Source organism: Lysinibacter sp. HNR (assembly GCF_029760935.1).
GTDB lineage: Bacteria > Actinomycetota > Actinomycetes > Actinomycetales > Microbacteriaceae > HNR.
This window is the reverse complement of record NZ_CP121684.1, coordinates 1,189,122-1,201,863: the sequence shown is the minus strand read 5'-3', so window position 1 is coordinate 1,201,863 and position 12,742 is coordinate 1,189,122. Positions and strand designations below refer to the sequence as shown.

Annotated in this window: 13 protein-coding genes; 9 read left to right on the top strand and 4 right to left on the bottom strand. The window is 56.8% G+C overall.

The genetic code is table 11. From position 1 onward, the window contains the following. Positions 1-33 precede the first annotated feature (33 nt). Together FrondiHNR_RS05300 and FrondiHNR_RS05295 are read right to left on the bottom strand one after the other, a co-directional pair. Positions 34-699, bottom strand: coding sequence for a response regulator (locus tag FrondiHNR_RS05300; protein WP_279354199.1), 666 nt, complete (start codon positions 697-699; stop codon positions 34-36). After that, positions 696-2,552 (bottom strand): ATP-binding protein, encoded by a 1,857-nt coding sequence (locus tag FrondiHNR_RS05295; RefSeq protein ID WP_279354198.1) that lies wholly within the window; start codon positions 2,550-2,552, stop codon positions 696-698. The genes FrondiHNR_RS05300 and FrondiHNR_RS05295 overlap by 4 nt, the downstream gene beginning before the upstream one ends. Before the next feature lie 222 nt (positions 2,553-2,774). Here FrondiHNR_RS05295 and FrondiHNR_RS05290 point away from each other — a divergent pair, with 222 nt between their 5' ends. Both FrondiHNR_RS05290 and FrondiHNR_RS05285 read left to right on the top strand, forming a co-directional pair. Further along, on the top strand, positions 2,775-4,193 hold the full coding sequence (locus FrondiHNR_RS05290; protein ID WP_279354477.1) for a CitMHS family transporter: 1,419 nt from the start codon (positions 2,775-2,777) through the stop codon (positions 4,191-4,193). Positions 4,194-4,264: 71 nt separating this feature from the next. Further along, a complete protein-coding gene (locus FrondiHNR_RS05285; RefSeq protein ID WP_279354197.1) occupies positions 4,265-5,482 on the top strand; it encodes a DNA recombination protein RmuC in 1,218 nt (405 codons plus the stop codon). A gap of 83 nt (positions 5,483-5,565) precedes the next feature. On the opposite strand, the gene glpX is transcribed toward FrondiHNR_RS05285, so the two are convergent. Beyond that, the gene (gene glpX / locus FrondiHNR_RS05280; RefSeq protein WP_279354476.1) at positions 5,566-6,498 is read right to left on the bottom strand and encodes a class II fructose-bisphosphatase; all 933 of its coding nucleotides are present in this window, start codon (positions 6,496-6,498) and stop codon (positions 5,566-5,568) included. 286 nt (positions 6,499-6,784) lie between these two features. Here glpX and fbaA point away from each other — a divergent pair, with 286 nt between their 5' ends. Genes fbaA through FrondiHNR_RS05265 form a run of 3 tightly spaced genes read left to right on the top strand, consistent with a single transcriptional unit; the run spans position 6,785 to position 8,627 of the window. After that, positions 6,785-7,810 (top strand): class II fructose-bisphosphate aldolase, encoded by a 1,026-nt coding sequence (gene fbaA / locus FrondiHNR_RS05275; protein ID WP_279354196.1) that lies wholly within the window; start codon positions 6,785-6,787, stop codon positions 7,808-7,810. 8 nt (positions 7,811-7,818) lie between these two features. Further along, complete coding sequence (locus tag FrondiHNR_RS05270; RefSeq protein WP_279354195.1) at positions 7,819-8,439, top strand: DUF6264 family protein; 621 nt, start codon at positions 7,819-7,821, stop codon at positions 8,437-8,439. Then, the gene (locus FrondiHNR_RS05265; RefSeq protein ID WP_279354194.1) at positions 8,436-8,627 is read left to right on the top strand and encodes a hypothetical protein; all 192 of its coding nucleotides are present in this window, start codon (positions 8,436-8,438) and stop codon (positions 8,625-8,627) included. The genes FrondiHNR_RS05270 and FrondiHNR_RS05265 overlap by 4 nt, the downstream gene beginning before the upstream one ends. 87 nt (positions 8,628-8,714) lie before the next feature. On the opposite strand, the gene FrondiHNR_RS05260 is transcribed toward FrondiHNR_RS05265, so the two are convergent. After that, a complete protein-coding gene (locus FrondiHNR_RS05260) occupies positions 8,715-9,749 on the bottom strand; it encodes a 4-hydroxy-3-methylbut-2-enyl diphosphate reductase (RefSeq protein WP_279354475.1) in 1,035 nt (344 codons plus the stop codon). A gap of 108 nt (positions 9,750-9,857) precedes the next feature. Between FrondiHNR_RS05260 and xseA the strand changes: the two genes are divergently transcribed. The 4 genes from xseA to FrondiHNR_RS05240 all read left to right on the top strand — a co-directional run bounded on the left by xseA (position 9,858) and on the right by FrondiHNR_RS05240 (position 12,687). Beyond that, entirely contained in the window at positions 9,858-11,087 is a 1,230-nt protein-coding gene (xseA, locus tag FrondiHNR_RS05255) for an exodeoxyribonuclease VII large subunit (protein ID WP_279354193.1), read from the top strand. 19 nt (positions 11,088-11,106) lie between these two features. After that, positions 11,107-11,337, top strand: a complete 231-nt coding sequence (locus FrondiHNR_RS05250; RefSeq protein WP_279354192.1) for an exodeoxyribonuclease VII small subunit — start codon at positions 11,107-11,109, stop codon at positions 11,335-11,337. Continuing rightward, positions 11,334-12,002 carry a DUF4245 domain-containing protein gene (locus FrondiHNR_RS05245; protein WP_279354191.1) on the top strand — a complete coding sequence of 223 codons (669 nt, stop codon included), beginning with the start codon at positions 11,334-11,336 and terminating at the stop codon, positions 12,000-12,002. Before FrondiHNR_RS05250 ends, FrondiHNR_RS05245 begins: the two co-directional genes overlap by 4 nt. 64 nt (positions 12,003-12,066) lie before the next feature. Continuing rightward, positions 12,067-12,687 (top strand): carbonic anhydrase, encoded by a 621-nt coding sequence (locus FrondiHNR_RS05240; protein WP_279354474.1) that lies wholly within the window; start codon positions 12,067-12,069, stop codon positions 12,685-12,687. Positions 12,688-12,742 lie beyond the last annotated feature (55 nt).

Genomic DNA, 12,742 nt, shown 5'->3' with positions numbered 1-12,742 from the left:
AAACAGCTGTCTGTCCTCCTGGCCACGGCAAGGTCAGGAGGACAGAGAACTGTATCGATGCTCGGGGCGACCGGCAGAACCATAACGCAGGCGCATTCGGATGTGTCCGCTTGTTGCCAGGGCTGTCAAATAGCGCTGAGCCGTTGCTCGTGATACCCCGACTGCGGAGGCCACATCGACAGCGGAGAGTTCTTCGAGGGAGGTATTGATAACCTCTCGGATCGAAAGCTCCGTGGCCGACTGTGTGGCGTCACCACCGGCGGTCACCGCGTGAAATACCCGCTGTGCGCGAGCAATTGTTTCTTGGGTAAGCGATTCCGCGGAACTCAAGATATTGCGATACCGGATATACCCTGTGAGACGCTCACGCAGTGATTCTGCGGTAAAGGGCTTCACCAGGTAGCAAAGAGCCCCGTAGCGCATCGCACGTTTTACACTACTCTGCTCCGATGCAGCACTCAGTATAAACACATCCGTCTCGATCTCCCGCGCAAAATCCAAGCCATTGCCGTCGGGAAGGTACACATCAAGCAGCACTAAATCTGGCTTTTGCGCGACTATAGCTTCTCGTGCGGCTGCAAGAGAACCAACCGTTTTGGTAATCACAAACCCGCGTACAGACTCCACATATTGTCGGTGGAGATGTGCCACATAAAAATCATCGTCGACAATAAGCACTCCTAATTTCTGTGAACTCACGTTAAACTCGATTCAGCTGCAAAAGACACGTCTTCAGATTGGTGAGGGCGGTCTGCCCGAGGAGCAATGATGCCCGGCAGTACCGCGCAAAAGAGTGTTCCACGATTACGAGCACGCTCTCTCGGCACAAACCAGACGTCGCCCCCTCGTCTGCGCGCAATATCACGAGATAACGGAAGTCCGAGACCCAGACCGTGAACGGTATCCTGTGCCAGCACAGAAATTTCTGCGCTCTGGGTGTCCATTACCAATTCAATTCCCTCACCGGGCATAGCTTCCTCCCCGCAGATCGGTCCGTCTCCAGAATCTAAAACTGAAAGGTGTAGATCTTCCCCCACGTCCATGACCTCAATTTCAATCCAGGCGTCAGGACTAATGCCCGCAACAGCTGCGACCACGGCATTATCAATCAAATTGCCGAGCACAGCGGTGGCATCTTCAGCGTCAATAAGCTCTCCAGAGATATGGGTCTCGGGTCCAAGCATGAGCGATACGCCCTTCTCTTGAGCTTCAATCCCCTTTGCCCCAAGAAAAGCCTGCAGATAGGGTTCGGAAAGAAGCTCCAGGTTCGTGACGGGGTATCGGAGAGGCCCGTGTTCCAGGATGCGTGAAAGATAAAGCTTTGCCTCCTGGGGTCGGTCAATGGCGAGGAGACCCGAAATCGTGTGAAGGCGATTGGCAAACTCGTGTCGCTGAGCCCTCAGCGCGGATGTCATAGCAGCAATAGCATCAAGACGCCTACTCAGGGCCTCCACATCGGTTCGGTCCCGTATCACAATAACCCGCCCCAAACACGTTCTTCCTTCTGCGTCGCTGAGGCTCTCCCGCGTCGACGAGCGCGCAGAAGAAGAACCCCTGAAACCCGTGCCTCGCGATGATTGTCCACCTCGTCCCGTCTCCTCCCAAAACACCGGGCGGATATCAACAAAAACAATGCGCTGTTCCAGCACCAGGGTCATCGATTCTACCCGCTCGGTAACGGGTGTTTCGTGTAGCACCCGCATAAGCTGCGCGGGCAGCCGCATCTCGTCGATGTGGGAGCCCACGGCACCGTCCAGGGCAAAAACCTGACGAGCAAAATCGTTACAGACCGTCACACGCCCATAGGGAGCCAACCCGATCACGCCCTCGTCCACCCCGCTCAGCACCGCCTCCTGGTTGTGAACCAGAGTAACTAACTCCTCCGGCTGCAAATCGAGAGTGAGTCGTCGCAGCCGCCGAGTGATGAGGATCGATGACACAATCCCGAGCGCAAGCGCCAGGGCCGCTGTTAAGATAACAGGTATCGCCTCACCAAAGACACTGTCAAAAACCTTTTCGCTAGAAAACCCAACACTCACCTCGCCCACAACCCGGTCCCCCTCGAGCGCATAGACGGGCACCTTAGCCCTAACCGATTCACCGAGCGTACCCGTTCCCCACGACGTCGTTTCATAACCGGCCAGGGCCGCCTCAGGGCTGGTACTCACCGGAAGCCCAAGAGCGTCAGGGTTAGGGTGAGCAAGCCTCAATCCTTGATCATCGGTGACAACCACAAAGAGAGCACCGGTACGCTTCCGTAAGGCCTGCGCTAATGAGGCAAGAGAACTACTTGCCAGTTCTTCCTTGGAAGGGTCACCAGGAGTATCAGAAAAAAGCGTAGCCCACTCCCTGACATTGTCATCCTCGGCAAAACTCTGCGCCACAGCAAGTGCTGTAGTCTTTGCGTCTTCTTGCAAGCTCTGTACTTTAGACAGGGCAAAAATCGTGGAGCTCACCACAACAATGGCAAGAACAACCGTTAGCTGCAATATCAGCACGTGTGTGGCAAAACGAAACCGTCGAGGGGCCGTCACGGAAGAAAAAGAACCCACTTGCACATCACCGCCTTTGTCGATACGCCAACCGAGTATTATCCTATCGATCCTGCCGTGTCAGAGAGTGATTCCCGCGCCTGCGCAAAAAGAGCAAAACTAATAGTATGAGCAAAGGGCGATCCTTATCTTCATAACCCTCACGCTTATTGAAGAGGGTACCTAGTGTTGGTTGAAATAGTTAAGACCAAGGCGACGTAGGGGTCCACAGTGCTCGTAATAATGGGGTTTACGATGATCATCACCTTCATGGTTTTGATCATGACAAAAAAACTCACTCCGATGGTTGCCCTCATCCTGGTGCCCACAGTGTTCGGGCTTTTTGTTGGAGCGGGAATGGGTCTGGGCGAGATGGTGCTTGAGGCCATTGGAAGGCTTGCTCCCACCGCAGCCCTTCTCATGTTTGCCATTATCTACTTTGGCCTCATGATCGATGTGGGGCTCTTTGATCCCCTCGTGCGGTTTATCGTAAAAACGCTGGGCCACGACCCAGCTCGAGTCGTACTGGGCACTGCAATCTTGGCGGCAGCCGTTTCTTTAGACGGAGACGGTTCGACTACCTTTATCGTCACAACCGCAGCCATGCTTCCCCTCTACATACGCTTGGGGATGAGTCCCGTTGTTCTCACCTGTGTGGCCGGTCTTGCCAACGGAACGCTCAATATTATTCCGTGGGGTGGCCCTACCGTGCGGGCCGCTGCTGCCCTTAACGTCTCCCCAACAGATGTCTTTGTTCCTATGATCCCCTCGCTGGTCGCAGGCTTGGTCGTGATGTTTATATTTGCGTGGTTTCTGGGATTGAGCGAGCGCAAACGTCTGGGCTCCCTAGCCCCTTTCAACAGCGATCAGGTTACCCAGGAAGAAGTGCTTTCTCGTTTCGCGGGGCTTCCCCCTTTCACCAGGGGAGACACTCAACGGCTTGCGCATTCCAACCCGGAGGAATTAAGCACTCAGTCCGTGCTCATAAACGAGGACAAAAGTGTCATGACAGACACCATGCTAGATCCCTCTCGCGAGACATTACGACCGGGACTCATCTGGTTTAATCTTGTGCTTACCTTGGCGGTTATGGGGATGCTCATTACCGATTTGGTCCCCCTGCCCTACGTATTCATGGTGGGCTCGGCTATCGCTCTGGTGGTGAATTTCCCCGGGTTAAAACAGCAATCACGGGCAATCGTAGCCCACGCTCCGAGCGTGGTTGGTGTGGTGTCAATGGTACTGGCCGCAGGTGTACTCATTGGCGTGCTCAACGGAACGGGAATGGTGGCGGCCATGTCAAGTTGGCTGGTCACAGCAATACCTGATACGTTTGGTCCCTTCCTCGCCGTCATCACGGGAATCCTTAGTATCCCCATGACTTTCTTTATGAGTAATGACGCTTTTTATTTTGGAATGCTTCCCGTGCTGGCAGAGAGCGCATCCTCATTTGGTATCGCCCCTGTTGAGATGGCACGCGCCTCAATCATCGGTCAACCCGTTCACCTGCAGAGCCCGCTCGTGCCAGCTATACTCCTGCTCGTTTCGCTGGCAAACGTTAATCTGGGCGATCACCACCGAAAGGTGTTATGGCGGGCGGTAGTGATATCGCTCGTGATGCTCGGGGTGGGTCTTTTGATCGGAGTCATTCCTCTGGGGTAGATCCGTACTCGAACTACAGAAGACAGCGTTGCACCACCTGGTTGTCAGCTGTTCCTGGCACACTTACCAACATGGATATCGTTCTTTCGTTTCTACTCGGGCTTATCTGTGGCGGGGTTCTCACCTATATAGTACTCACCGTTGTTCGCAGACGCGGCGCTCAAGCAGCAGCACACTCGTCGGTTGAAGCTATGCTTCACGAGCAGGTGGCCGCACTGAGCGCACAGGCTGCCGCCGCAGAGGCACGCGCCTCTGAGCTGCGTACCCAGGTTACCCACCTGCTCGATCAACAGGAGCAGACAACCGAACGTGAGCGTCACGCGAGGGCAGACGAGAGCCGCATCCTCCAAAAGCTTGAACCGGTGCGTGAGACCCTCCGCATGATGAACGATAAGGTAAGCACACTCGAGCGAGAACGCGCAGGCCAATACAGCGCGCTTGAGCAGCAACTACAGCACGCTCAACTCTCTGATCAGCAACTCAGAGCGGTAACCGAGTCACTTGCCAGCGCGCTGCGCAATAACAGTACTCGCGGGGTGTGGGGCGAAGCTCAGCTCCGTAACGTGGTGGAAGCTGCGGGACTCACCCACCGGGTTGATTTTGATCTGCAAAGTTCCCTCACATCAGACGCCGGGGCGGGCAGACCGGATATGACAGTACATCTTCCCGGAGGAAAATCAATCGCAGTTGATGCCAAAGTTCCTTTTAGCTCCTACATCGAGGCAAGCCAGATTCCCTTTACCGCAACGGGCGAAGAAGCCGCACGTCGCACGGCTCTCATCGCGCAGCACGTCAAGGCTCTCCGGAAACACATTAACGCCCTTTCCGACCGCACCTACTGGGCAGGTCTTGAGGTGAGTCCCGAGTTTGTCATTGCTTTTGTACCTAGCGAATCGCTCCTCTCCTCTGCGCTCGAAGCAGACCCCACGCTGCTCGACTACTCCTTCAACAAAAAAATAGCGCTAGCCTCCCCCGTCAACCTGTGGGCAGTACTCAAAACCGTAGCCCACACCTGGCAGCAAGATACCCTCACCGACGATGCTAAAAAGCTCTTTGAACTGGGCAAAGAACTCTATCAACGCATCGGCACACTCTCGGAGCACTCGGACAAGCTTCGCCGAGCGATTGAAAGCACTGTCAGCAGCTATAACCAGTTTGCGGCTTCTCTCGAATCCCGCGTGCTGGTTACCGCCCGCAAGCTCGAGGCTCTCGATGACAAATCCATCACCCGACAGCAGGCCGTTGAAACCTCACCAAAACCGCTCACCGCTGCCGAGTTTGCGGAGTAAAAAAGTTTCGAACCTCAAGATTGGGCCAAAGGGGTTACACCTCCCGCACCCTGCAGGCGGTACTACCCCCTTGGCCGCCGCCCCTAAAGCCAGCGTGATGCTTGATAATCAGCTCGAACCTTACGAAGGGTTCCCGATTTCGAGCGCAATACCACGCTATCCGTGCGGATAATTGGCCCCTTACGCTGCACCCCGTCTACAAACTCCCCCTGAGTTATACCCGTGGCAACAAAATATGCGTTATCGCTGCGCACCAGATCGTTGGCCTCAAGAATAGCGTCCAGATCATGTCCGGCATCGATGGCTTTTTGGCGCTCCTCGTCGTCACGCGGATACAACTTTCCCTGGATCAGGCCACCGAGGGCTTTAACCGCGCAGGCCGTGATAATGCCCTCGGGCGTTCCTCCCACCCCCACGCACAGGTCAATACGGGACTCATATCGGGCAGCGTTAAGGCCCCCGGCAACATCACCGTCGAGCATAAGGCGAGTCCCGGCGCCTGCTGCACGAATCTCCTCAATCAAGCCTTCGTGACGTGGGCGGTCAAGCACCGCAACTCGAATATCCTCGGCACCCACACCCTTTGCCTTAGCAAGCGCACGAATGTTTTCGCCAATGGGCTGACGAATGTCAACAATCCCCACACCGTCAGGCCCGCACACAAGTTTGTCCATATAGAAGACCGCGGAGGGGTCATACATACTTCCCCGGTCGGAAACCGCGATGACGGAAAGGGCGTTCTGCCGACCGGCCGCGGTGAGACTCGTTCCATCGATAGGATCGACAGCAACATCACACTCGGGTCCCGTCCCGTTTCCCACGTTCTCCCCGTTATATAGCCAGGGGGCGTCGTCTTTTTCTCCCTCACCAATCACAACGGTTCCCGAAAAGTTCACGGTGCTCAGAAATTGACGCATTGCATCAACCGCGGCACCATCTGCAGCGTTCTTATCGCCGCGTCCGATAAAGGGCATCGCGCGAATAGCAGCGGCTTCGGTGGCACGCACCAACTCCATCGCCAGGTTTCGATCGGGACGCAGGTTGGTAGAACCATCAACATTTTTTGCCACGGTGTAAAACTCCTTTTGGGCTCAGTCGCTCACAAACGACACACGGTGTGAATCACCATCCTTAAGTCTACGTCCCCTCTCGGGCAACCTAAACCTGAGAATGTCCTGTACCCCATACCGTCCCTCCGACAAAAAGAGGCCGTGTTTTCCTTCCCCCACCGGCTTCAGTAGACTGGTGATATCTGCGGGTAATTTATACCCGCCATTCCCTCTTGATACAAGGAGACCCGGCATGCCCATCGCAACCCCCGACCAATACGCGCAGATGCTCAATACCGCCAAAACACAAGGGTTTGCCTTCCCCGCGGTTAACGTATCAAGCTCGCAAACCCTCAGTGCTGCCCTGCAGGGGTTTGCCGAGGCTGGCTCCGACGGGATTATTCAGGTGACAACAGGTGGTGCTGACTACTGGGCGGGTCACACCGTCAAGAACCGCGCGGGCGGGGCTCTCGCCTTTGCCGCATACGCCCACGAGGTTGCCAAAGCCTACCCCGTGACCATTGCCCTGCACACAGACCACTGCCCCAAGGACGCCATGGACGGCTTCCTGCTTCCCCTGATCGAGGCGAGCGAAGCTCGGGTTCGAGCCGGCGGAGAGCCGATCTTTCAGTCGCACATGTGGGATGGCTCAGCCGTTCCCCTCACCGAAAACCTCACGATCGCCCGAGAGCTACTCCCCCGCATGAAGGCTATCAATGCCATCCTCGAGGTTGAGATCGGCGTTGTGGGTGGCGAAGAAGACGGCGTGAGCCACGACATCAACGACAGCCTCTACACAACACTTGACGATGCGATTGCAACGGTTGAGGCTCTGGGTCTTGGCGAGCAGGGACGCTACATGGCTGCACTTACATTTGGCAACGTGCACGGCGTATATAAGCCCGGCAACGTCAAGCTGCGTCCCGAGCTACTCAAAGAAATCCAGGAGGGGCTCGCTGCCAAGTATGGACACGGCCCCAAGCCGCTTGACCTGGTCTTCCACGGAGGCTCCGGTTCAACCGAGGCGGAGATCGCCGAGGCCGTTGCAAACGGTGTCATCAAGATGAACATCGACACCGACACCCAATACGCCTTTACTCGCAGCATCGCCGACTGGATGTTCAGCAACTACGACAGCGTCCTTAAGGTTGACGGCGAGGTCGGTAACAAAAAGAAGTACGACCCCCGCGCCTGGGGGAAAAACGCGGAAACCGCCATGGCCGCCCGCGTTGTTGAGGCAACTCAGCAGCTGGGCTCCGCTGGAAAAACAATCGGATAAAACACACAATGGCAACTCACAACGCCTCCGATAAACCCGGATCGGGTTCCCCTCCCGAGAACCGACCAAAACCACAGTATGGGGAGTACGCCCCTCCCGGTTGGTCTTGGACCCCAGAGGGTGCGGAGCAGGGAGGTGGAGTCTCCTCCGGCGGTGCTCCACCCATCCCGGATGATGCCTCAACGGCGCGTACTCCCGAGCATGCGCCGTTATCCGGCTCGGCACACGTCAACGCGCGACAGCAGCAATTTGGCACTCCGCCGAGAGAACGCAACTCCGTTGATCTTGTGGTAACCACCATCTTGCTCATGTTTTCTTTTGCGGGAGCAGCCTTTGCTGTAGCACTCCTGAGCGGGATGCCCCAGGCGTTTCAGATGATGTACGAGCAGTATTCTCTGGGCGACTTCACCGAACCGGCAGAGTTTGCGGGCATAGTGATGTTCGGTAGGGTCAGCCAGGTCGTCCTGTGGATCATCACCGTGGCGATTAGTGTTGTTCTGCTGGTACGCAAGCGCCGAGCATTTTACGTTCCACTCCTCGGCGGTATTCTGTCGATCATCCTGTTTCTTGTCACGCTTTTCCTTGCACTAGCGGCGGACCCGACCCTTATGAATCACTTTTCAGCATGATAGATAACCAGAATGACCAGGACGGCGAGCGATTTGACCCCTTCGCGGAGGACGAAGACACACTGGAACGGGGGCGCTCCGGCTTTCTCGGATGGCTTGCCAACGCCAAAGGGGTTGCCGTGCTTGTGATCGTTGGTCTGGTGGCGCTGTCTATCGGGTCAATCGGCCTGATTGCTTCGCTTCTCTGACAGGCGAAAACGTCCGGATACGGCTGCTAGGCTCAAGCTCCTTTTGCACAATTAGGCGCTGACCAACTGCGGCAGCGTGTTCTTTATTTACGCACGATTGCGTCCGCCCAGGGCACGCTCATCGCGGTTACCCGCCGCATCCTTACGGAGCTCCTTAGGCAGTGAGAATACGAGGTCTTCTTCCGCCGTCACCACGGCCTGCACGCTCGAATATCCCGCATCTGCAAGGTCATCAAGCAGTTCCTGGACAAGCACCTCGGGAACCGAAGCCCCGGAGGTTACCCCTACCGTGTTGACCCCGTCGAGCCACTCCTGCTTCACCTCGTGCGCGTAGTCCACCCGGTAGGCAGCCTGAGCGCCGTACTCCAGCGCCACCTCAACAAGCCTCACTGAGTTTGAAGAGTTTGCGGAACCAACCACAATGACCAGGTCAGCATTCGCGGCAACCTTTTTAATCGCAACCTGACGGTTCTGGGTTGCGTAACAGATATCGTCACTCGGAGGATCCTGCAGCTTGGGGAACTTGGCACGCAGGCGACGCACCGTCTCCATAGTCTCGTCAACGCTCAGCGTGGTTTGCGAGAGCCAAACCAGCTTCTCTGGGTCTTTAACCACCAGATCGTCAACCGCATCGGGAGAGTTTACAATTGTCACGTGCTCGGGAGCTTCACCCGCCGTTCCCTCTACCTCTTCGTGGCCATCATGACCAATGAGCAGGATCTCCATGTCCTGCTTTGCAAAGCGAACGGCCTCGCGGTGCACCTTGGTGACGAGTGGACAGGTGGCATCAATGGCCTGTAGCCCCCGATCTGCCGCACCCTGCACAACGGCCGGGGAGACACCGTGGGCAGAAAACACCACGTGAGACCCTTCCGGAACCTCGTCCACTTCTTCCACAAAAATCGCGCCCATTCGCTCCAGGGTATTCACCACGTGGATGTTATGCACAATCTGTTTACGCACATACACGGGGGCGCCGTAACGTTCCAGCGCCTTTTCCACCGCCACAACCGCACGATCCACACCCGCGCAATACCCTCGTGGGGCAGCCAGCAATACCTTTTTCTCACCGGTAACCGGATTATTTTTCAGACGATTACGAGGCCCTCGAACACGAGGCATCGCTAAACTAACAACGGGTGCGCCAATCGTGCGTTGGTCGGGCTGAGCTATGGTCATAGCATCCAGTCTAGGCGAGTCCTCTGAGCAAGGAATGGGAGCGTGTATTAAATGACCGAATCGGTACCGTCCGCAGAGAGTCCGTGGCCAGTAGCGGTCATGTCCACAAAGATTCGAGAGTATATCGATCGCCTCGGCACAATATGGATCGAGGGTGAGGTCACCCAGTGGAGCGTGTCGGCGGGAAACGTATACGGCAAAGTCAAGGACCTCGAACAGGACGCAACCGTCAGCTTTACAATCTGGTCCTCTGTTCGTTCCAAGCTCCCCCAAGAAAATTTTGCACAGGGTGATCACGTTGTGTTGCTCGTTAAACCCAATTTTTGGGTCAAGGGCGGCACCCTCACTATGCAGGTTTTTAGTATGAAACAGGTGGGCCTCGGCGATCTGCTTGAGCGCCTGGAGCGACTACGTGCCAAGCTTACCGACGAGGGCCTTTTTGACCTCTCGCGCAAAAAACCGCTGCCGTTTCTTCCGCAGCGCATAGGCCTCATTACGGGGAAAGACTCCGACGCCGAAAAAGACGTTCTACGCAACGCTCAATTGCGCTGGCCGGGGGTACAGTTTCGGGTGGTTCACTCGGCTGTTCAGGGTGATCGAGTGCCGTCAGAAGTAACCGCGGCAATCGAAAAACTAGATAGCGACCCACAGGTTGACGTCATCATCATCGCGCGTGGTGGAGGCGATTTCCAAAACCTCCTGGGCTTCAGTGATGAGCGGGTGGTGCGTGCGGCGGCGGCGGCGGCAACCCCCATTGTGAGCGCTATCGGTCATGAGGCCGATCGCCCACTGCTTGATGAGGTAGCCGACCTGCGGGCTTCCACCCCCACAGACGCGGCAAAGCGTGTTGTCCCCGATGTTGCGGAGGAGCTTGCGCGCGTCTCTCAGGCTCGCGCTCAGCTACAGACCCGCATGACCATGCTGATCTCTCACGAGGTATCGCGTATCGAGCAGGTTCGCTCACGTCCCGTACTGGCCGAGAGCGAATGGATTGTCACCACACGAGCGGAGGAGGTCACACGCTACGTGGCCCGCGGTTCAGAACTTGCCCGCCGCACGATCGAACGCGCCGAGGGTGAAGCTACCGAGCTGCGATCCCGGCTCAAAGCCCTCTCGCCACGGGCCACGCTCAATCGAGGATACTCAATCGTTCAGGCCGCCGAGGGTAGCATCATTCGTAAGCCGCAAGAGGCTCCCCCGGGAACCACGCTCACGCTCACCCTCCCCGGCGGACAGATTGCCGCAACCTCAAACGGTGATCCCGCGTTTGAAACACCCTAAATTAGATAGACTGGTGGGCATGACCTCCGTCACAGACGTTTCAGAACTCAGCTACGAGGAAGCCCGTGACCAATTAATCACGGTTGTTAATCAGCTTGAACAGGGCACCGCCACGCTCGAAGAGTCCCTCTCCCTCTGGGAGCGGGGCGAGGCACTTGCTGCTCGTTGCGAGGAGTGGCTTATCGGTGCCAAAGAGCGCCTTGAGGCCGCCCGAACTGTGCCCACCAATGCCCCCTCCGGCGACGAATGAGCGAGCGTCCCCCGCGCGTAGTGGCCGAACTGGGGCGCCCGGAAACCCCTGAGGAGACGGCGGCCCGCAAGGCGGAAAACTCGCGACTCTACCGCGAGCGCAAAACAATCAATAACCTGGTCCTTTCACTCCTAGCCACGCTGGGGGTGGTGGTGATCATCGTCCTGGCGGTTCCCCGCGGCAATTACACCACCGAACGGAACATCGACTTTGTTGAGGTAGCAAGGGAGGCGCAGCCCAGCGTGACACAAACCCTCGCTACTCCCTCTCTTCCCACGGGTTGGCTGTCAAATGCGGCTGAGCTACGCCATTCCTCAGCTCACAATGTCACGTCATGGTATGTAGGGTGGGTTACCCCCGAACATGAATTTGTGGCGCTGAGCCAGGGGCTTGATGCCACCCCCGAGTGGGTTGCGGATCAGCTAGACAAGAAAAACGCCACGGGAACAGAAACCATCGGTGGGGTCTTGTGGACGGTGTACGATCATCGGGATAGTGCGGCAGACGGCGGCAACGTCATCTACGCTCTCACTGCCTCGGACGGGAAGAGTGACTACGTCATTTTTGGTACCGCTTCCCCGGAAGAGACCCGCATCCTGGCGGAGAGCATCGCCCAGCATATTCTCTCTGAACCATCGGAGCAAAAAACTGAAGAGGGGAGCTAGCGTGGCAACATCATCGGACGGTAACTTTCCCCTACGACTCTCTCCCGCCGAGGCCTGGCAGGAAATGAAAAGGGGCAACAACCGCTTTGTTGCGGGAGTTCCCGAGCACCCTCATCAGGACGTTGAGCACCGCGCACGCACGCACTATAGCCAGAGCCCCAGCACAGCTCTTCTCGGCTGCTCGGACTCGCGCTTGGCCGCAGAAATCATCTTTGACAAGGGTTTGGGCGATCTCTTTGTGGTTCGTAACGCCGGGCACATCGTGTCGGATAGCGTTGTTGGATCGCTGGAATACGCGGTGGAAATGCTTAAAATCTCACTCATCGTTGTGTTGGCGCACGACGAGTGCGGCGCTGTTGCCGCGGCGGTCAGCTCCCAACAAAAAAACCCTTCACTCCTTCCACCGAAGATTGCGGGTCAAATTCGACCCATTGTTCCCGCCGTTCAGGCAGTGTGGCTGCGCGATAACCCCTCAACTCCCTACGTCGACCCCCAAAAAATTGATACGTTTGATGTTGGTCGTTTCCACCTCAGAGGGTGCGTCGCCGAACTGCTGCGAGAGTCCGAGCTCATCAGCGAGGCCGTTGCTGAGGGCCGCTTGGGGATCGTCGGTGCTAACTATCGTCTGGTTGAGGGACGGGCTGATGCAAGCGTGGCCATCGGCCCGATCAACACCGACACCTAAAAACAATCGGGAGTCCCCTCCCCAGAGTTCAAATCTCCATTACAGCCCCTACAAA